This is a genomic window from Maribacter sp. Asnod1-A12 (assembly GCF_045063735.1).
GTDB lineage: Bacteria > Bacteroidota > Bacteroidia > Flavobacteriales > Flavobacteriaceae > Maribacter.
The window spans coordinates 3,132,632-3,151,248 of sequence record NZ_JBEFNZ010000006.1; the positions used below are offsets into that span (position 1 = coordinate 3,132,632).

Below are 18,617 nucleotides of genomic sequence, written 5' to 3' on the forward strand. Positions count from 1 at the left end.
TATCTAGTTTGTTAATCTGTATTGTCGTAATTTTTTTCAAAAAAAATACCCTCAATTAAATTGAGGGTATTTAATAAATAAATTTATGAGCTTAAATGGAATTTAAAATTCCATTTAAAGTTGTACTTGGTCTCATTGCTTTTTCAACTAAAATAGGATTTGGTTTGTAATAACCGCCTACATCTTGTTTAGATCCTTGAGCATCGATTAATTCAGAAAGTATTTGAGATTCATTATCGTTTATTTCAGAACTAACTTTTGAAAATATCGATTTTAATTCAGCATTATCATCTTGCAGAGATAAAGCTTCTGCCCAATATTTAGCCAAAAAGAAATGACTACCTCTAGTATCTATTTCTTTGACCTTTCTCGAAGGTGATTTATCATTTAATAAGAATTTCTCGGTGGCGCTATCTAAGGTGTCACCTAAAACTTTTGCAGCAGCATTATTATTTTTCTCACCAAAGAACTCTAAAGAAACACCTAATGCCAAGAATTCACCAAGAGAATCCCATCTAAGGTGACCTTCTTCTAAGAATTGTTCTACGTGTTTTGGTGCAGAACCACCGGCACCTGTTTCAAAAAGTCCACCACCGTTCATTAGAGGAACGATAGACAACATTTTAGCACTCGTACCCACTTCTAAGATAGGAAAAAGGTCCGTTAAGTAATCACGTAATACATTACCAGATACAGAAATAGTATCTTGACCAGCTTTCATTCTTTTTAAAGTGAATTCGGTAGCCTTAATTGGCGACATTATTTGAATATCTAAACCTTTGGTATCTTCTTTTGCTAGATACGATTTTACTTTTTTAATTAATTCGGCATCATGGGCTCTATTTTCGTCTAACCAGAAAATAGCAGGAACATTCGCTGCTTTAGCTCTAGAAACTGCTAATTTTACCCAGTCAAGAATAGGTGCGTCCTTTACTTGACACATGCGCCAAATATCGCCACTGTTTACACTATGCTCAATTAGTACATTACCGGTAGCAACATCAACAACTTGAACAGTTCCGTTTTGCTTTATTTCAAAAGTTTTATCATGAGAGCCGTATTCTTCAGCTTTTTGAGCCATAAGACCAACATTTGGTACAGTACCCATAGTCGTAGGGTCGAAAGCACCGTGTTCTTTACAGAAATCTATAGTTGCGGAGTAAATACCAGCGTAACTACTGTCTGGAATAACAGCTTTCGTGTCTTGAGCTTTACCTTCTACATTCCACATTTGACCAGAATTTCTAATCATTGCAGGCATAGAGGCATCGATAATAATATCACTTGGTACGTGAAGGTTTGTAATTCCCTTGTCTGAATTTACCATTGCCAACTCTGGACCGTTTGTGAAGGCTTCGTCTAAATCTTTTTTAATGGCATCTTTTTCACTTGCAGGAAGTTTTTCGATTTTCTGATACAAACTAGCTAGACCATCATTTGGGCTAATACCTAATTTATCGAAAGTATCTTCATATTTCTCAAAAACAGCTTTTAAAAATGTTTCAACTACATGCCCGAAAATAATTGGGTCAGAAACTTTCATCATGGTTGCTTTCAAGTGCACAGAGAAAAGCACTCCTTCGTCTTTAGCATCTTTAATTTCTTTCTTTAAAAAATCTAACAAAGCAGTTTTACTCATTACCGTAGCGTCGATAATTTCACCTTTAAGTAATGCTAAATCATCTTTTAAGATGGTTTCAGAACCTTCGGAAACTAATTTTATTTGCACAGATGTAGCGTCGTTCAATGTCAAAGACTTTTCATTGGCTTGAAAATCGCCTTCTCCCATCGTAGCAACATGTGTTTTAGAGCTTGAGCTCCAAGCACCCATACTGTGCGGATTTTGTTTTGCGTAATTTTTTACAGCTCTAGGGGCTCTACGATCAGAGTTACCTTCACGTAATACAGGGTTTACTGCACTACCTTTTATTTTATCGTATTTAGCCTTAATTTCTTTTTCGACATCATTCTTAGGCTCGTCTGGGTAGTTTGGTAATTTGTAACCTTTAGATTGTAATTCTTTTATTGCTTCGTTCAATTGTGGTACCGAAGCACTTATATTCGGTAATTTGATAATATTTGCCTCTGGCTGTTTAGCCATGTTGCCCAATTCTTCCAAATCATTGGAAACCTGTTGTTCTTTCGTTAAAAACTCGGGAAAAGTAGCAGCTATTCTACCAGCTAAAGAAATGTCTTTAGTTTCAATTTCAATTCCTGATGATTTAGTGAAAGCTTTTACTATTGGTAAAAAAGACTCTGTTGCCAGTGCTGGTGCTTCGTCTGTTTTTGTGTAAAAAATTTTGGACATTTGCGGTTTGTTTTAATTTAAGCGCAACAAATATACGATTTTCTAAAAGTTTGAAAGCGGGGAGTGGTCTTAATATTTCAGCCTGAAGAAGAAGATTTGTTAAATAACAAAAGCCATATCAATGTACGCATACAATGATATGGCTTTTTAGAAATAGCTTACGAACATTTTGTTTTAATATCTCATTAAAACGGCAACCCTTGATTGCATCCGCTTCACTAATTCAACGTTTGAACTGTTTTTCGATTCTCAGGTACGTAACCTGACATCTACACATCATTTCTTTTTTGCCGTCTTTATTGTAAAATAGAAACCTAGTATATAGTTTTTCTATAATTCAATTCATTTTAAGTGCTATAAGCGACAGCTTATAGTCTTAAAAATTACTCCATTCAATATTAATTAAATGTTTAAGTAGAACAGCAATACGTAAGAACGTAAACTTCGTAGTAATTTTAAAATTGGTTTTTTCGTCACTCCAATTTCTCGATTACACTACAATTTACAAAAAAATTACAATTCAAATGTAAAATTTATAAATATTTATTAATCAACACTTTATGAACAGGGGTTATTCACTTTTGTTCATAAAAAAAGCACCGTCTCAAAAAATGAAACAGTGCTTAATATTATAATGGAGAGAAGTTTATCCTCTTACCTCTTTAATTCTAGCTTTCTTACCAGTTAATTCACGGAAATAGTAAATTCTAGATCTACGTACTTTACCACGTTTATTAACTTCAATTTTTTGTAATGCTGGTAAGTTTACAGGGAAGATACGCTCAACACCTACTGTACCTGACATTTTACGGATAGTAAAAGTTTCTGTTGAACCAGAACCTCTACGTTGTATTACAACTCCTTTAAAGAACTGAGTTCTTGTTTTTTCACCTTCCTTAATTTCGTAGTATACTGTGATTGTATCACCAGCAGAGAATTTTGGAAAATCTTTTTTAGCTACGAACTCGTCTTGTACAAATTTTATTAATGATTCCATTGTCTATTTAATTGGAATTAAATTAAAGCAACATTCACGATTATCGTCAGAGGTTGTTCTAACAGGGTGCAAAAATAATATTTAAATTAAAACCCACAAGTATTTATATGGTTTTTCTTTAATATTAAAAATTGGCTACTCAAGTAAGTCCGGTCGTAGTTTTTCGGTACGCTCGTATGCCTTATTTTCACGCCATTCTTCAATTTTTCCGAAATTGCCACTCAATAGAATATCTGGTACATTCATACCTTTGTATTCTGCAGGTCGTGTATATACTGGCGGAGCTAAAAGATTATCTTGAAAAGTATCTGTTAACGCAGAAGTTTCATCGTTCAATACACCTGGTAGTAGCCTTATAATCGAATCGCAAAGTACTGCGGCACCTAATTCTCCGCCGGAAAGTACATAATCTCCTATGGATATTTCTTTAGTGATAAAGGCATCTCTAACACGTTGGTCAACACCTTTGTAATGTCCGCAAAGAATTATAATGTTCTCTACCATGGAAAGTGTATTTGCCATTTTTTGATTTAAAGTAGCGCCATCTGGCGTCATGTAGATAACTTCATTATATTCTCGTTGCGACTTCAATTCGGTAATACACTTGTCTATTGGTTCTATCATTAAAACCATACCTGCGCCGCCGCCAAATTGATAGTCATCAACATTACGGTATTTAGTAGAGGTGTAATCTCTAATATTATGAAAGTGGACTTCAACCAATCCTTTATCAATGGCTCTTTTTAAAATAGAGGCTTCAAATGGGCTGGTAAGTAATTCAGGTAATACGGTAATAATATCTATTCGCATCTTTTAAACTTGCATCATCATTTAACCTGCCAAAAGTAATGAAAAGCATGGTAATCTTTTTCCCATCCTAATTTCTCATATAATTTTTGCGCAGGATTATCAATAGCTGTTTCTAATGCTAGTCCTTTATAGCTATTCTCTTTGCAAAATTCTTGCGCTTTTAAAAGTAATTGTTCACCAAAAGATTTTCCTCTATAATCCGCATGAACAAACAAATCATTTAAAATGAGGGATTCTTGTAAACTTACAGAAGAGAAAGTATAATATAATTGTGCAAAACCTACGGCTTTATTGTTTTCGTATGCTGCAAATATGATGGATTCCTCTTTTGTAATTCTACTTTTTAAAAACTTGGTTGCTGCATCAATATCAGATTCCATTTTGTAGAATACCCTATAACTATCGAAAAGGGGTAAGATGTCATTAATCTCTGCTATTGTAATTCTTTTTATCTGTATCATATCAAAAAAAAGCTCCATTAAGGAGCTTTTAGTTATTTCGTTTTTTTCTGCTTATTTATTTCATCTTGTAGTTGTCTACTTATTTTTTGCTCTCTTTCTAAAGCCCTTCTTCTATGGTCTTCATATTCTACCTCGAGTTCAGAAAGATTTTGTTTTGCCTCTTGAGTCAATATATTGCTATTTCTAAACCTATAAATAAATAATCCTAAGGTTAGAAACAAAGCTCCGATAATTGTCCAAAGAACAAAGTTATATGTTCCTTTTGAGACAGGTAGACCTAAGAAAGACATGCTATCTTTTTCTTCGGTCACATTGGTTAAATTAGTTGTGGTTTCCTCTAATTTGTTATTTAGAGAAGTAATAGTTGTTTCATGCTCGGCTATTGTTGATTTAAGTTCGCCTGTTTTTTTGTTCATAGCTGCAATAGAGTCCAATACATTTTTTCTGATTTTAAAAAGATTGGTTTCTTTTACTACTTCATATCTAATACCATCTGCTCTATAATTACCTGAACGTTTAGCAACATAATCGAATTGACTACTAATTGGTCCTTCATCCAATGATAATTTATCATCCTCTTCATCAGTGTCTTGTGCAAATTGTAGGTTACTCGCTAAAAGAAATGCCAGTAATAATAGTATTCTATAGAACTTCATGTAATAGATTCTTAGGTTAATTTGAATAATTTAGAGTTGACTAAAGTACTTTATAAATATCGAATTATAAAAAAAAAGTATAAAGGTTAAATGCGTTTATTTAATTACGTTGCATTTTGCCAAATAGATGTTTTGCAAACAGACTTTTAATAATAAGTGAAACGGCGAACTTTGGCGATGTATTTTGCTAAACGAATTACTTGATGTGAATATCCATATTCATTATCATACCAGATATAAAGTATGATATTTTTACCTGTCTTAGATACAATTGTAGCCATACTGTCGTAAATAGAAGGAGCAGAGGTGCCCATGATGTCTGAGGACACCAATTCTTTATCTAATGAATATTTAATTTGTTCGACCAAATCTCCCTCAAGTGCATATTTTTTAATCATTGAATTAATCCCATCTAAAGACGTTTTTTGATTTACGTCAAGATTTAAAATAGCCAAAGAGCCATTTGGTACCGGTACGCGAATGGCATTAGATGTTAACTTATCTTTCAGTGAAGGTAATGCTTTTGTGACAGCTTGACCGGCTCCTGTTTCGGTTATGACCATGTTTAGTGCCGCAGCACGTCCTCTACGGTATTTACCGTGCATATTGTCAACCAGATTTTGGTCGTTAGTATAGGCATGTATAGTTTCTAAATGACCTTTTTCAATACCAAGTGTTTCTTCGATAACTTTTAAAATTGGAGTAATTGCATTTGTTGTGCAAGATGCCGCCGAAAAAATTTCGGTTTCATCTGGGTCGTATTCTAGATGGTTTACGCCATGAACAATATTTGCAACACCTTTCCCTGGTGCGGTTAATAATACTCTACCTGCACCTGTTGCTTGAAGGTGTCTTTCTAATTGTTCTTTGGTTCTAAACGCCCCAGTATTGTCAATAACTAATGCTTCTTTAATACCATACGTAGAATAATCTATTTCTTCGGGCATGTTGGCATAAATAACATGTACCGTGGTGCCGTTAATTATAAGTTTAAGATTATTATAGTCTACTTTAACGGTGCCATTAAAAATTCCATGTACTGAGTCTACTCTTAAAAGGCTTGCTCTTTTTTCTAGGTTTTCTATACTAGGTTTACCTCTTACTACTATTGCTCTTAAGCGTAATTGATTTCCTTTACCGGTTTTAGACATTAATTCTCTAGCGACCAACCTACCAATTCTTCCAAATCCGTATAGCACAACATCTTTTGGTTCTATACTTTTAAAATCTTGTGCAGACTGTAATTTTTGGATTACAAAAGATTTAACATTGTTTAAAATATTACTGTCTGAATGATATTCATAAGTTAATTTACCTATATCAAGCTTTGATGGTGGTAATAACAAATCAGCTATGGAGCGCAGAATTTCAACTGAATCAAAAATAGATATCGGTTTTTGAACAAATTCGCCAGCATATTCATGTAGATGAATAATATCACTTACGTTTTTGTCAATAACCTGATTCTTGAAAAGAACAATTTCAATAGATTTATCATACCATAAATCACTTACGATTTTGATAAATTCCGTAGTAGCCTTTCTACGGTCGGCTTGAAATGCTAGCTCTTTTTCAAATGTGGTTTGTGGAGCCATAATAAGTTGATTGGTTTTAGAATTCGCACAAAACTAGAGAAATTAAGTCCCTTAAATAAATTATTTTTTAAAAAAAGCCTTCGATTTTACGAAGGCTGTATTGTTTGGGTTTTTATTGAAAAATAAGTCGATCTCTTTCTCCATTAGATCCTACCATGGTAATGACTGTTTTTCCATATTTAGAAATACTACCAAAGGCAGTGTAGGCATCGTCAATATTTCCTATCTCATGATCGTCTACTTTAATGATTACTTTTTCAGATAAACCATAACCTCTATATCTTTCAGGTACGCCGGTGATTTTTACACCCGATGTTGTCTTGTAAACTTTCTTATCGTGCTCAGTAAGGTTTTTAACTTCTAAGCCCATTTCGGGTACCACCAATTTCTGTCTTTCTTTTAATATTAATGGCAGTGTCAGTAATTCTTTATCCCTATCAATAACAAAAGCTAAGGTATCGCCCGGTCTTTTTGAAGAAAGGTATCCGGTTAAGTCTGGATATTTATGTACATCTATTTCGTCCACTTTTTTAATGATATCACCGACAACAATTCCCGCTTCTTGTGCTGCAGATTCTTCTTCTACTAATTCTATAAATACACCATCTATATTATTGATTCCTTTTTCAATAGCATCTCTAGTGTTCACTGGGGCAGGACTTATTCCCATAAACCCTTTCTGAACATTACCATATTCTAAAATGTCTTGAACTACCTTTTTTGCAATATTACTTGGTACTGCAAATGAGTATCCTACATAAGAGCCCGTCTGTGATGTAATTGCTGTATTTATTCCTACTAAATCTCCATTGGTATTTACTAGTGCACCGCCCGAATTACCTGGGTTTACTGCTGCATCAGTTTGTATGAAAGATTGGTTTTTTCCAAGGTTACGGGCTTTGGCGCTTACAATACCAGCAGTAACAGTAGAGGTTAGGTTGAAAGGATTGCCAACAGCTAAAACCCACTCACCGATTTTTGTTTGATCAGAGTCGCCAAAGGCCAAGTAAGGTAACTTCTCGTCTGATTCAATTTTTATCAAAGCAATATCAGAATTGGGGTCGGTTCCGATTAATTCGGCATTATAGGTTCTGTTGTTGTTTAAGGTAACCTGTAATTGTGTTGCCCTATTAATTACATGATTGTTAGTAACAATATAACCATCTGATGAAATAATAACTCCCGATCCTGTACCTACTTGAGGCACAGCTTTTCCGCTATTTCCATAAAACACATCAAATATAGTGGTAGGTGCTTTACTAATGGTAATATTTTTAACATGAACTACCGCGTTTACCGTGTTTTCGGCTGCATTGGTGAAATCAACTTCATTAATACCGGCACCTCTGGCAGAAGTGGGGGTGTAGCTTGCATTTACAATACCACTATTGTTCTCTTGGCTAATAATGGTGAAATTTTCTTTTTCGAAAAATAGTTTGTAAGCGCCTAATGTTATTGCACCGGCAAAAATAGATACAAATAAGAGACTTGCAATTCTTTTCATATTCATTAATAATTTAACGTATTCTGCACAAAATTACTTGTTTTTATACTATTGCATAAGCGTTTAACTACTTTTTAACTACCAGGCAAAACGTAATTATATGCTATCTTTGAAACTTTATTATAACATGGAAAATATATTTTATAAATATCAAGGTACGGGTAATGATTTTGTGATGATTGATAATCGTAACGGTCATTTTCCGAAAGAAGATAATAAATTAATAGCTAAAATTTGCCATAGAAGATTCGGTGTGGGTTCTGATGGACTTATTTTGTTGGAGAATGATGAGACTACAGATTTTAGAATGGTGTATTATAATGCCGATGGAAATGAAGGGAGTATGTGCGGTAATGGTGGAAGATGTATTGTTGCTTTTGCCCATTTTTTAGAAATCATAAAGAAGGATACCGTTTTTATCGCTGTAGATGGTCTTCATGAGGCAACTATTGTAGGTGATGTGGTAAGTCTTAAAATGACAGATGTAAGCGAAATAAAGGAAAAGTCAAATGCCCTTTTTATGAATACAGGTTCACCGCACCATGTACAAATGGTAAAGAAGCTAAAGTCGTTTGATGTTGCAAAAGAAGGTGCACGTATTCGATATGGTATCTATGGAGAAAAGGGTAGTAATATCAATTTTGTAGAGGCAAATACCGCAGGTGGATTTGATATAAGAACCTATGAGCGTGGAGTGGAAGATGAAACTTTGTCATGTGGTACAGGGGTAACTGCAGTTGCATTAAGTATGTATCATCTAGGTAATACAAAGGATAAAACCATTGCGGTCAATGCATTAGGCGGTCATTTAGAAGTGACCTTTCAAGAAGAGGACGGTTTTTATAGTAATATTTTCTTAAAAGGAGAGGCGAAGCAAGTGTTTAAAGGAGAACTAACGTGGTAACATTAAAAGGAGAACAAATATATCTAAGGGCGCTAGAACAAAGTGATCTCGATTTTCTGTATAGTTTAGAGAATAATACCGAAGTTTGGGAGGTTAGCGGTACGGTTACGCCGTATTCTAAAGATGTTTTGCAACTTTATCTAGATAGTGCTCACAGAGATATTTATGATGTAAAGCAGTTAAGACTGGTAATATGTTCAAAAGATCATAAAGCTGTCGGTTTAATTGATGTTTTTGATTTTGATCCAAATCATAATCGGGCAGGTATTGGAATAATCGTTTTAGATGAGGGTCAAAGAAATAAGGGAATAGGTTCAGAGGCTATAACCCTATTGTGTAATTACTTGTTTAATGTGTTAGGATTAAAGCAGATTTACGCAAATATTTTAGAGGAGAATTCACCTAGTCTGCATTTATTCAAAAAACTAGGATTTCAAGAAATTGGAGTTAAGAAAGATTGGGTACGATTTAAGGATACCTATAAGAATGAAGTATTATTGCAAAAAATAAATTATTAATGTACATCAAGCGTATTTTACTGGGCGTAGTGCTCTTAGGTTTAATTGGAGGCGGAATTTTTGCTTATACCGTTTACGGAACTTTTTTTACTCCGAACACTAATTTTAATAATGAAGAGGCTATAGTTTTTATACCTACGGATGCTACCATTGACGATTTAAGGGAACGACTTTCTCCGGTATTGGAAGATTTTAATTCATTTGAGTCAGCTGCAGATAGAAAAGGATATTTAGATAATATAAAGGCAGGAAGGTATAGAGTAGGTAAGGGGATGAACAATAATGAGATTGTAAATTCCTTACGAAGTGGAAACTTACCGGTCAAAGTTTCTTTTAACAATCAAGAAAATATCAATGATTTAGCGGGCAGAATTGCAAGTCAAATCGAGGCGGATAGTGTTTCATTGGTTGCGGCATTCAATGATAAAGATTTTTTGAAGACAAACGGTTTTGACGACGCCAATAAAATATCATTGTATATCCCTAATAGCTATGAGTTCTTTTGGAATACTTCGGCAGAATCATTTAGGGGTAGAATGTTAAAAGAGTACAATCGTTTTTGGACAGATGCACGTAAGGAGAAAGCAAATGCACTTGGTTTAAAACCTAATCAGGTAATTGCATTAGCGTCAATAGTGCATAAAGAAACTGCAAAGGTCGATGAGAGGCCAACAGTCGCGGGAGTGTATCTAAATAGATTGAAAAAAAGAATGTTGCTGCAAGCGGACCCTACTGTTATTTATGCAATTAAGAAAGAAACGGGAAATTTTGATACTATAATTAAAAGAGTACTATATAGAGATTTAGAAATGGATTCGCCGTATAATACTTACAAATATGCCGGTTTGCCACCAGGACCAATCGCGATGCCTGATATTACGGCAATAGATGCTGTTTTGAATGCGAAAAAGCACAATTATTATTATTTTGTTGCCAATGTAGAAAAGTTCGGTTATCACATGTTTGCAGAGAACTTAACGCAACACAACCGAAATAAAGCACAGTATATCCGATGGATTAACGCTCAGAAAATCAATAGATAAGCTTTCATCTGAATTTTAGAACTTGTTAACTAAATCTGTATTCTTTTAACAGAACCTTCTTAAACTATGACAATTTCAGGTCTACCTTTGCGGCAGAAATTTAAGCAAGCAAATAGTAGTCGCTATAAGTCTTAAGAAATATATGATATGAGAAGATGGATATTAGCAAGTTGTCCTCTTATTGCAATTTTTATTTTATCTGGTTACGGATTTAAACCTTTTACGGTAGAAGTGCCTAAGCAGTTGAAAGTTAAGGAATCTATTTTAGTTTCATTTCCTCAAGAAGAGGCTATATTGGCAAATTATCAAATCGCTCCCCCTTTTCTTGGTAGTCAATTTGTAGGTTTCAAAGAGGCATTGGCTTTTAAAGAATCACAAGGCAATTATTTCGTTACAAATACTTATGGGTATTTAGGTAAGTATCAATTCGGTCTAGGTACATTAGAATTAGTCGGTGTTTATGACGGTAATCAGTTTTTGAAAAACCCAGTATTGCAAGAAAAAGTATTTCAAGTGAACACGTCTCGAAATAAGTGGATTTTAAGAAAAGATATTAAGCGTTATGTTGGTGTACGAATGAATGGTATTCAAGTAACTGAATCAGGTATTTTGGCTGCTGCCCATTTAGCAGGTCCTGGTAACGTAAAGTTGTATTTAAGATCTCATGGACGTATGGAAATTTCAGATGGTTATGGCACCAGTATTTCTAACTATATGAAAAAGTTTGCGGGTTATGATGTTTCTATGGTTGAGGCAAAACGAAACCCTAGAATATAAGAGTTTAAGTAGATATGAAAATGGGAAACCTTGGCATTTGTTTGTCAAGGTTTTTTTATGCTTGAATAATAAATATAGCAGGTCTTTTGTGTAAGTCTACATTTTCGCTTTTCCAGTTTATAGCCGTTTTTGTTTTGATGTATTCTGTTGCCAAAGTAATGTCTGCAGCGACACAAATTCTGGTACTAGGAGCCAAGGTTTTGATAAGCTCTTCTAGCATTTTGTTGTTGCGGTAAGGAGTTTCGATAAAAATCTGTGACTGATTATCTTCTTTTGATTTACGTTCTAGGCTTTTAATATATTTTTTTCGATCAGAACCATCTATAGGTAAGTAACCGTTGAATGCAAAATTTTGACCATTCATTCCACTAGCCATTAATGCGAGTAAAATAGAAGAAGGGCCTACTAATGGAATGACTTGAATATTCTTCTCATGAGCAATTTTAACAACTGCAGCACCTGGATCTGCGATACCTGGGCAACCAGCTTCAGAAAGAATGCCAACGTCAAAACCCTCTAAACACGGATTCAAAAAACTTGGAATCTCAGCAGTTTCGGTAAACTTATTTAAAACAAAGAGTTTTAAGCTTGGTTGCGATTTTCTAGGGTTGATTTTTTTGATAAAACGACGAGCGGTTTTTTCATTTTCAACCACGTAGTGGTCTAATTTTTCAATAGTCTGTTTTATTGAAATGGGTAAAACCTCTAAAGGTGGCATATCGCCTAATGTTGTAGGTATTAAATATACTTGTCCTATTTTTCCGTTTTGCACACTCATTTATTTACTTTGTAATCTTGCGGCTATCTTATCGCAAGCTTGGTCGATCATTTGAAATACATGTTCAAATCCGTCTTCAGCATCATAATATGGATCTGGCACTTCTTTATCAGAAGAACTTATTTCATTTAAGATAAGCTTCACTTTTTCTACCTCATCAATATTTCTTGCTAGACTTATGATATTGGCGTAGTTACTTTTGTCCATGGCATATATCACATCAAAAGCATCAAAATCAGAAACGGTAAATTTTCTACAAACTTGGGAGCTTATGTCCAAACCATGTTCATGGGCTACTTTAATCGATCTTGGGTCAGGAGCATTACCAATATGGTAACCTCCGGTGCCTGCCGAATCTACGTAAATTTTGGTAGCGTCAACTTTACTTTTTAGAATACCTTCTGCTAATGGAGACCTACATATATTACCCAGGCAAACCATCAACACTTTCATGTAACGTAAGTTTTAAGAAAATTTCTTAGTAAGGTCATCTATGTATTTGCGAAACTGCTTGTCCGTTTCGGCAAGATTATCTACAGTTTTACATGCGTGTAAAACAGTAGCATGATCTCTTTTTCCAATTTGCGAACCAATACTTGCTAATGAAGCTTTGGTAAACTTCTTGGCAAAGAACATTGCTAATTGTCTAGCCTGTACAATGTGTCTTTTTCTTGTTTTAGACTGTAACGTGGCAACGTCCATTTCAAAGTAATCAGAAACTACTTTTTGTATGTAGTCAATAGATACTTCGCGTTTGGTGTTCTTTACAAACTTTTCTACAACCTGTTGAGCAAGCTCAATAGTAACCTCTCTTTTATTTAGAGTAGACTGTGCTATTAGGGAAATAATGGCACCTTCTAATTCTCTAATATTTGTTTTAATATGTTTAGCAACATATTCTATGATGTCTTCAGGTATTTCAACACCATCTCTATATAACTTATTCTTTAAGATGGAGATTCTTGTCTCGTAATCAGGACTCTGCAATTCTGCCGATAATCCCCATTTGAAACGAGAAAGTAAACGTTGTTCAATATCCTGCATATCTACAGGCGCTTTGTCTGAAGTTAAAATAACTTGTTTTCCATTTTGGTGTAAATGGTTGAAAATATGGAAGAATACATCTTGCGTACCAGATTTACCTGATAAGAATTGTACATCATCAATAATCAATACATCTATTAACTGATAGAAATGAATAAAGTCATTTCTGGTATTTTTCTTAACAGATTCAATATACTGCTGTGTAAATTTCTCAGCGGAAATATATAAAACAGTACGCTCGGGATATTTATCTTTTATTTCAACACCAATAGCATGAGCTAAGTGAGTTTTTCCAAGACCTACACCGCCAAAAACCAATAACGGATTAAAAGATGTGCCACCTGGTTTATTGGCAACAGCCATCCCAGCAGATCTTGCTAATCTGTTAGAGTCACCTTCTAGGAAGTTGTCAAAGTTATAGTTAGGATTTAACTGTGATTCTATTTTAATATTTCTAATACCTGGAATTACGAACGGATTACGTAATTCTGGATTTTTAGATTTAATTGGGACATCCATTTCTTGAGCGGCCATTGCACCTCTGTTGGAACTTGGAATCTTTTCTGTAAAAGGCTCTTTGTTACCATAGGTGTTTTCCATTCTAATGATATAAACCAACTTTGCAGATTCACCTAACTCTTTGGTTAAAGCAACTTTTAAAAGCTTAACATAATGCTCTTCTAACCACTCGTAAAAGAATTTACTTGGCACTTGAATACTTAATGCGTTTTCTGAAAGTTTAATAGGTTTAATGGGCTCAAACCATGTTTTGAATGCCTGCGGTTGGATATTATCCTTAATAAACACCAAACAGTTTTTCCATACGGAATTTGCAGTAACACTCATAATAAATTATACTCTTTTAATGGTTAGTGTTGAGCTATAGGTGATTATAAAAAATCAATATAGGTTCTCGTTCAACTTGGGCAAATATGTGAACAAAATATTGAAAAAAAAAATCGATTGTCATTGAATTTGACCTTTTTTTTTCTCATGTTCGCTTACTCAATAGGGGAGCTTTTAAATATATACTTTTTACTTGAAATAAATGCGAACAAACCAAATTTCTTTTCGAATTAGATACTCAGAAACTGACCAGATGGGGGTTGTCTATCATGGTAACTATGCTCAATACTTAGAATTGGCAAGAGTTGAATGGTTAAGGGCGTTAGGTATTTCTTACAAAAGCATGGAGGAAGGCGGAATTATGCTTCCGGTAATAAGTTTGTCCATAAAATATTTGAAGTCGGCTTTGTATGATGATTTAATAACAGTTAAAGTTATTTTGAATGAAAAACCTGCTGTAAGAATTGAATTTGATTATGAAATTACGAATGAGGCAGGAGAATTATTAGCTACGGCAAATACCGTGTTGGTTTTTATGGATATGGAGCGTAAAAGACCTACTAGATGTCCGCAAATACTTTTAGATAAATTGGGGTATTGAAAATTATTCAATTTCCTTTATTTCTAATTTGTGATGAGCTTTTAAAAGCTTCATTGTTTTTTTAAAATCACTTTTATTGATGGAGAGTATCATTTTGCATTTTAAATGTAAATCTTGAGAAACGATATTCAGTTGGTATTTTTTTACCAAACGCATTACAATATCCATTTCTGAATATTCAAAAGTTACCGATAGTTGTTGCTGTAAAACCTTAGTTACTATTTTAGCATTTTCCAACGCTAGTTTAGCGGCTTCTTTGTATGCACTTATTAATCCGCCTACTCCTAATTTTGTGCCACCAAAAACACGTACAACGGCAACTAGGGTATTTGTTACATCAAAAGATTGTAATTGACCATAAATGGGCATACCTGCAGAATTGTTTGGCTCTCCATCGTCATTAGCGCGATATGATTTTTTTTCAATACCCATTTGCCAAGCATAGCATACGTGGTTTGCTGTGGGATATTCTTTTTTAAGAGCTTCAATATGTTCTTTAATCGTTTCTTCATCAGAAACAGGAAAACAATAGCCATAAAACTTGCTCTTTCGCTCTTTGAACAAAATAGGACCAGATGGTTTAGCGATTGTTTTATAGGCGTCCATTGTAGTAATCGGTATATTTTAAATGAAAGTCATTAGTTGCTGACCAAAAGCGACCAGAATGATACTAAAGATAGCCAATCCTATTCCAAACCAATTTTTGATCGTTAGGCGCTCTCTGAAAAGTAAAATACCAAGCAAAGTTGAGAACATAACAATAGCAACATTGTTTATGGTAAAAACCGAAGCACTGTTCCATGTAGGATGTTGTAGCGCTTTTAATAAAAAGTAGATGGAAAAATAATTAGGTATACCTAAGCAAATACCGCCAAGTATATTTTTGAAATTAATTTTAAGTCGTTGCTTTGTAGATTTAAATGCTATGAAGAATAAACCGAATATACCTGCAGCGGCAAAAACAGTAGCTGAGAACAAGGCATATTCCTCTTCGGGCATATGTGCATCTTGAAAATACTTTATGCTGGTATCGATAGTTCCGGAACCTAGAAAGACCAAAACAGGTAGTGTAAAAGCCCATTTCTCCGCTTTGATCTTCTTTTCTTTTAATGAAGTAAAGTAAACGGCTAATAAGGCTAATATGATTCCTATAATTTCTAATACTCCAAGTGATTCTTTATAGAAGAACACTCCGAATAATACCGGTATGGTTAAAGACATTTTTGTAGCAACCGAAGCAACGGATACTCCCAGTTTCTGAGAGGTGGCTGCCATTAAATTGAATATCAGTATGAAAAGAAGACCTAAAGCGATACTGCCCCAAAACCAACTTTTCTGTGGTATTTCAGCTAGGTGTATGGTCTCATTATAATAAATGACACCTACAGTGCAAGCAACAAAGTAATTGGTAATTATGGCATATATCGTTTGAACCTGATATTTGGCATACAATTTAAAAATAACGAAGATTAGACTTGAGAAAAGAATGCTAAGCGCTAAATACATCATTTAGAGATGGCTTAAAGTTTCTAGAACATCTTCTTTACCTACTTGAAGATTCCAGCAATGTATACCTAGCTTAGAAGCGGCATCTGTATTTTCTTTAGTGTCATCTAAAAAGAACGTCTCATTTGCATTTAATTCATTTTCTTTCAAGACAAATTCATAAATATCTGTATTAGGTTTGCGCATTTTCATTTCTTGAGATAGGTAGAAAACCTCAAAACAGTTTTTAAACCTGTTGAAGCGTTCCAATCCCATGGATTCTTTCACTTTGTCTATGTGTAAATCATTGGTGTTACTTAATAAAAACAATCGGTATTTATTATCTTTTTTTAATTTTTCAATGAATTCTAAGCGTTCTTCAGGAAAATCTAAAATAATAGAATTCCATGCGTCTTTAATTTGATCTTTAGAAGCATTGGTAAAAATACCCTGTAGTTGATTAACAAATTCATCAGACTCCATTAATCCCATTTCGTATTCTTTAAAAATGGTATCCAATTCCGGGGTCAATTCGGTAAACCCAAATTTTGCCATTTCTAATAAAGGGGCTTGCTTATCTAGATTAATGAAGATATCTCCAAAATCAAATATGATATTTTTAATCATTACGTATTATGGTTAGTTGGTCGGTTAAAATTTGAATTTGTTTTAGTTTGCGTCCTGATATTTTCGGTGCGGCAATACCTTTAGAGAATCTGTTTGTTCCTTTAAAAATTCGTGCTTCGTCCCAAAGACCAGCATCAATAAAACTTTGAAGTGTTTGTAATCCGCCTTCGATTATGACACTTTGTATTTGATCTTCGTGCATTATATTGCAAAGTTGTTGTGGTATGTTAGAATTAAAATCTAAGACTTTATAAGTTACTTCGGCAATATCATCTTCGCGGTCATTTATTTCGGTACAAACAATGGTCTTTTGTTTTCCGTCAAAAACATGATAATCCGTTGTTATTTTTTTGCTTCTATCTAATACTATGCGTATTGGTGCTTTGCCGTCCCAATCTCTTAAGTTTAATTGCGGATTGTCGTCTAAGACCGTATTCGTGCCTGCCAAAATACCAGCCTCTTCACTTCGCCATTTATGCACTAATTGTCGAGATTTGGTATTAGTAATCCAATAGGGTTTCTTCTCTTCTCCACGTTTTAATGGTTCAGGAGCAATAAATCCGTCAGCGGTTTCTGCCCATTTTAAAATTAAGTATGGCCGTCTTTTAGTGAAAAAAGTAAGAAAGCGTTTGTGATGTTCCTCGCATTCTTTTTGTAGAATACCAACTAGTACAATACAACCTGCTTCTTCTAATTTTTTAATTCCTTTACCGGCTACTTTTTCATGCGGATCCTTTAAACCTATAACAACTTTAGGGATTCCCATTTTTATTATTAAATCTGCACAAGGCGGAGTTTTCCCGTAATGAGAACAAGGTTCTAAGGTTACATAAATGGTAGATGATTTTAAAAGCGAAACATCAGTAACGGAGTTAATTGCATTTACCTCAGCGTGAGAACCACCGTATGCGCTAGTAAACCCTTCGCCAATAATTTTATCATCATGTACAATTGCAGCGCCTACCATAGGGTTGGGTGCTGTTAAGCCTAGTCCGTTCTTTGCTATCTGTATACAACGAAGCATATAGGTTTCATCGGTAGAAAGCGCATCTCTATTTAACGGCATTGAATTGTTGGTATCTAGATTATTAATGGACATCAAACTTTAACATTATATGCATATCACGTATCTTCACACCTCAAAAATAGTACTTTAAAACCTATTGCCTTATTCTTATGGAAAATGTCATTATCCGTGAAATTAGAAAGGGAGATAACCCACAAGTAGCCAAAGTTATACGACAAGTTTTGGCGGATATGGGTGTTCCAAAAGTGGGAACAGCATATGAAGACCCTTCATTAGATAACATGTTTGAACACTATGAGAAACCTAAGGCAACTTATTTTGTTGTAGAAGAGAATGGTTCTATTTTGGGATGTGCAGGTATAGCTCAATTAGATAATTATGAGGGTAATGTAAGTGAGCTTCAAAAAATGTATTTTTTAAAAGAGGCTAGAGGTAAGGGTCTAGGGCATAAAATGATAAGCGTTTGTTTAAATCGTGCCAAAGAATATGGTTTTGATTCTTGTTATCTAGAGACATTACCGAATATGGAAGCTGCTCAGAAATTATACAAGAAAATGGGCTTTGAATATATAGAAGGCAGAATGGGAGATACGGGTCATTATTCTTGTCCCGTATTCATGCTTAAAAAATTGTAAC

Annotated in this window: 20 protein-coding genes; 6 read left to right on the forward strand and 14 right to left on the reverse strand. The window is 34.3% G+C overall.

Features of this window, described 5'->3' with window-relative positions:
* Window positions 1–91 precede the first annotated feature (91 nt).
* The 7 genes from ACJJVP_RS13365 to ACJJVP_RS13395 all read right to left on the reverse strand — a co-directional run bounded on the left by ACJJVP_RS13365 (window position 92) and on the right by ACJJVP_RS13395 (window position 8,331).
* Entirely contained in the window at window positions 92–2,308 is a 2,217-nt protein-coding gene (locus ACJJVP_RS13365) for an NADP-dependent isocitrate dehydrogenase (RefSeq protein WP_405414308.1), read from the reverse strand.
* Between the two features lie 646 nt (window positions 2,309–2,954).
* Window positions 2,955–3,305: a 50S ribosomal protein L19 gene (gene rplS, locus ACJJVP_RS13370; RefSeq protein WP_036154956.1), complete on the reverse strand. Its 351-nt coding sequence runs from the start codon at window positions 3,303–3,305 to the stop codon at window positions 2,955–2,957.
* Between the two features lie 135 nt (window positions 3,306–3,440).
* Window positions 3,441–4,115: a tRNA (guanosine(37)-N1)-methyltransferase TrmD gene (gene trmD, locus ACJJVP_RS13375; RefSeq protein ID WP_405414310.1), complete on the reverse strand. Its 675-nt coding sequence runs from the start codon at window positions 4,113–4,115 to the stop codon at window positions 3,441–3,443.
* A gap of 17 nt (window positions 4,116–4,132) precedes the next feature.
* Complete coding sequence (locus tag ACJJVP_RS13380; RefSeq protein ID WP_405414312.1) at window positions 4,133–4,594, reverse strand: GNAT family N-acetyltransferase; 462 nt, start codon at window positions 4,592–4,594, stop codon at window positions 4,133–4,135.
* Between the two features lie 14 nt (window positions 4,595–4,608).
* Window positions 4,609–5,232 carry a tRNA (guanine-N1)-methyltransferase gene (locus ACJJVP_RS13385; RefSeq protein WP_405414314.1) on the reverse strand — a complete coding sequence of 208 codons (624 nt, stop codon included), beginning with the start codon at window positions 5,230–5,232 and terminating at the stop codon, window positions 4,609–4,611.
* Between the two features lie 146 nt (window positions 5,233–5,378).
* The gene (locus tag ACJJVP_RS13390) at window positions 5,379–6,827 is read right to left on the reverse strand and encodes a glyceraldehyde-3-phosphate dehydrogenase (RefSeq protein WP_405414315.1); all 1,449 of its coding nucleotides are present in this window, start codon (window positions 6,825–6,827) and stop codon (window positions 5,379–5,381) included.
* Window positions 6,828–6,939: 112 nt separating this feature from the next.
* Window positions 6,940–8,331 (reverse strand): S1C family serine protease, encoded by a 1,392-nt coding sequence (locus tag ACJJVP_RS13395; RefSeq protein WP_405414316.1) that lies wholly within the window; start codon window positions 8,329–8,331, stop codon window positions 6,940–6,942.
* A 127-nt stretch (window positions 8,332–8,458) separates the two neighbouring features.
* Here ACJJVP_RS13395 and dapF point away from each other — a divergent pair, with 127 nt between their 5' ends.
* The 4 genes from dapF (at window position 8,459) to ACJJVP_RS13415 (ending at window position 11,573) form a co-directional block, all read left to right on the forward strand.
* On the forward strand, window positions 8,459–9,235 hold the full coding sequence (gene dapF, locus ACJJVP_RS13400) for a diaminopimelate epimerase (protein ID WP_405414317.1): 777 nt from the start codon (window positions 8,459–8,461) through the stop codon (window positions 9,233–9,235).
* Complete coding sequence (locus ACJJVP_RS13405) at window positions 9,229–9,753, forward strand: GNAT family N-acetyltransferase (protein ID WP_405414319.1); 525 nt, start codon at window positions 9,229–9,231, stop codon at window positions 9,751–9,753. The genes dapF and ACJJVP_RS13405 overlap by 7 nt, the downstream gene beginning before the upstream one ends.
* Entirely contained in the window at window positions 9,753–10,796 is a 1,044-nt protein-coding gene (gene mltG, locus ACJJVP_RS13410) for an endolytic transglycosylase MltG (RefSeq protein WP_405414320.1), read from the forward strand. Before ACJJVP_RS13405 ends, mltG begins: the two co-directional genes overlap by 1 nt.
* Window positions 10,797–10,943: 147 nt before the next feature.
* Window positions 10,944–11,573, forward strand: a complete 630-nt coding sequence (locus tag ACJJVP_RS13415) for a hypothetical protein (protein ID WP_405414322.1) — start codon at window positions 10,944–10,946, stop codon at window positions 11,571–11,573.
* 55 nt (window positions 11,574–11,628) lie between these two features.
* Here the strand turns inward: ACJJVP_RS13415 and ACJJVP_RS13420 are convergent, their stop codons facing one another.
* Genes ACJJVP_RS13420 through dnaA form a run of 3 tightly spaced genes read right to left on the reverse strand, consistent with a single transcriptional unit; the run spans window position 11,629 to window position 14,241 of the window.
* Window positions 11,629–12,351 (reverse strand): SAM-dependent methyltransferase, encoded by a 723-nt coding sequence (locus tag ACJJVP_RS13420; protein ID WP_405414323.1) that lies wholly within the window; start codon window positions 12,349–12,351, stop codon window positions 11,629–11,631.
* On the reverse strand, window positions 12,352–12,804 hold the full coding sequence (locus ACJJVP_RS13425; RefSeq protein ID WP_405414324.1) for a low molecular weight protein-tyrosine-phosphatase: 453 nt from the start codon (window positions 12,802–12,804) through the stop codon (window positions 12,352–12,354). It lies immediately after the preceding gene.
* 12 nt (window positions 12,805–12,816) lie between these two features.
* Window positions 12,817–14,241 carry a chromosomal replication initiator protein DnaA gene (dnaA, locus tag ACJJVP_RS13430; protein WP_036154940.1) on the reverse strand — a complete coding sequence of 475 codons (1,425 nt, stop codon included), beginning with the start codon at window positions 14,239–14,241 and terminating at the stop codon, window positions 12,817–12,819.
* 202 nt (window positions 14,242–14,443) lie between these two features.
* On the opposite strand from dnaA, the gene ACJJVP_RS13435 reads away from it, so the two are divergent.
* Window positions 14,444–14,842: an acyl-CoA thioesterase gene (locus ACJJVP_RS13435; RefSeq protein ID WP_405414325.1), complete on the forward strand. Its 399-nt coding sequence runs from the start codon at window positions 14,444–14,446 to the stop codon at window positions 14,840–14,842.
* Window positions 14,843–14,845: 3 nt separating this feature from the next.
* On the opposite strand, the gene ACJJVP_RS13440 is transcribed toward ACJJVP_RS13435, so the two are convergent.
* Genes ACJJVP_RS13440 through ribD form a run of 4 tightly spaced genes read right to left on the reverse strand, consistent with a single transcriptional unit; the run spans window position 14,846 to window position 18,053 of the window.
* The gene (locus ACJJVP_RS13440; RefSeq protein ID WP_405414327.1) at window positions 14,846–15,448 is read right to left on the reverse strand and encodes an IMPACT family protein; all 603 of its coding nucleotides are present in this window, start codon (window positions 15,446–15,448) and stop codon (window positions 14,846–14,848) included.
* A gap of 18 nt (window positions 15,449–15,466) precedes the next feature.
* The gene (locus ACJJVP_RS13445) at window positions 15,467–16,351 is read right to left on the reverse strand and encodes an EamA family transporter (protein ID WP_405414328.1); all 885 of its coding nucleotides are present in this window, start codon (window positions 16,349–16,351) and stop codon (window positions 15,467–15,469) included.
* On the reverse strand, window positions 16,352–16,954 hold the full coding sequence (locus tag ACJJVP_RS13450; protein ID WP_405414329.1) for an HAD family hydrolase: 603 nt from the start codon (window positions 16,952–16,954) through the stop codon (window positions 16,352–16,354).
* Window positions 16,947–18,053, reverse strand: a complete 1,107-nt coding sequence (gene ribD / locus ACJJVP_RS13455; RefSeq protein ID WP_405414330.1) for a bifunctional diaminohydroxyphosphoribosylaminopyrimidine deaminase/5-amino-6-(5-phosphoribosylamino)uracil reductase RibD — start codon at window positions 18,051–18,053, stop codon at window positions 16,947–16,949. The genes ACJJVP_RS13450 and ribD overlap by 8 nt, the downstream gene beginning before the upstream one ends.
* A gap of 77 nt (window positions 18,054–18,130) precedes the next feature.
* On the opposite strand from ribD, the gene ACJJVP_RS13460 reads away from it, so the two are divergent.
* Window positions 18,131–18,616 (forward strand): GNAT family N-acetyltransferase, encoded by a 486-nt coding sequence (locus ACJJVP_RS13460; RefSeq protein WP_405414331.1) that lies wholly within the window; start codon window positions 18,131–18,133, stop codon window positions 18,614–18,616.
* The last annotated feature ends 1 nt before the right edge of the window (window position 18,617 follow it).

Excerpts from the sequence above, each read along its gene's own strand:
- ACJJVP_RS13365 (WP_405414308.1), bottom strand. The coding sequence starts at position 2,308 with ATGTCCAAAATTTTTTACACAAAAACAGACGAAGCACCAGCACTGGCA.
- rplS (WP_036154956.1), bottom strand. The coding sequence starts at position 3,305 with ATGGAATCATTAATAAAATTTGTACAAGACGAGTTCGTAGCTAAAAAA.
- trmD (WP_405414310.1), bottom strand. The coding sequence starts at position 4,115 with ATGCGAATAGATATTATTACCGTATTACCTGAATTACTTACCAGCCCA.
- ACJJVP_RS13380 (WP_405414312.1), bottom strand. The coding sequence starts at position 4,594 with ATGGAGCTTTTTTTTGATATGATACAGATAAAAAGAATTACAATAGCA.
- ACJJVP_RS13385 (WP_405414314.1), bottom strand. The coding sequence starts at position 5,232 with ATGAAGTTCTATAGAATACTATTATTACTGGCATTTCTTTTAGCGAGT.
- ACJJVP_RS13390 (WP_405414315.1), bottom strand. The coding sequence starts at position 6,827 with ATGGCTCCACAAACCACATTTGAAAAAGAGCTAGCATTTCAAGCCGAC.
- ACJJVP_RS13395 (WP_405414316.1), bottom strand. The coding sequence starts at position 8,331 with ATGAAAAGAATTGCAAGTCTCTTATTTGTATCTATTTTTGCCGGTGCA.
- dapF (WP_405414317.1), top strand. The coding sequence starts at position 8,459 with ATGGAAAATATATTTTATAAATATCAAGGTACGGGTAATGATTTTGTG.
- mltG (WP_405414320.1), top strand. The coding sequence starts at position 9,753 with ATGTACATCAAGCGTATTTTACTGGGCGTAGTGCTCTTAGGTTTAATT.
- ACJJVP_RS13415 (WP_405414322.1), top strand. The coding sequence starts at position 10,944 with ATGAGAAGATGGATATTAGCAAGTTGTCCTCTTATTGCAATTTTTATT.
- ACJJVP_RS13420 (WP_405414323.1), bottom strand. The coding sequence starts at position 12,351 with ATGAGTGTGCAAAACGGAAAAATAGGACAAGTATATTTAATACCTACA.
- ACJJVP_RS13425 (WP_405414324.1), bottom strand. The coding sequence starts at position 12,804 with ATGAAAGTGTTGATGGTTTGCCTGGGTAATATATGTAGGTCTCCATTA.
- dnaA (WP_036154940.1), bottom strand. The coding sequence starts at position 14,241 with ATGAGTGTTACTGCAAATTCCGTATGGAAAAACTGTTTGGTGTTTATT.
- ACJJVP_RS13435 (WP_405414325.1), top strand. The coding sequence starts at position 14,444 with ATGCGAACAAACCAAATTTCTTTTCGAATTAGATACTCAGAAACTGAC.
- ACJJVP_RS13440 (WP_405414327.1), bottom strand. The coding sequence starts at position 15,448 with ATGGACGCCTATAAAACAATCGCTAAACCATCTGGTCCTATTTTGTTC.
- ACJJVP_RS13445 (WP_405414328.1), bottom strand. The coding sequence starts at position 16,351 with ATGATGTATTTAGCGCTTAGCATTCTTTTCTCAAGTCTAATCTTCGTT.
- ACJJVP_RS13450 (WP_405414329.1), bottom strand. The coding sequence starts at position 16,954 with ATGATTAAAAATATCATATTTGATTTTGGAGATATCTTCATTAATCTA.
- ribD (WP_405414330.1), bottom strand. The coding sequence starts at position 18,053 with ATGTCCATTAATAATCTAGATACCAACAATTCAATGCCGTTAAATAGA.
- ACJJVP_RS13460 (WP_405414331.1), top strand. The coding sequence starts at position 18,131 with ATGGAAAATGTCATTATCCGTGAAATTAGAAAGGGAGATAACCCACAA.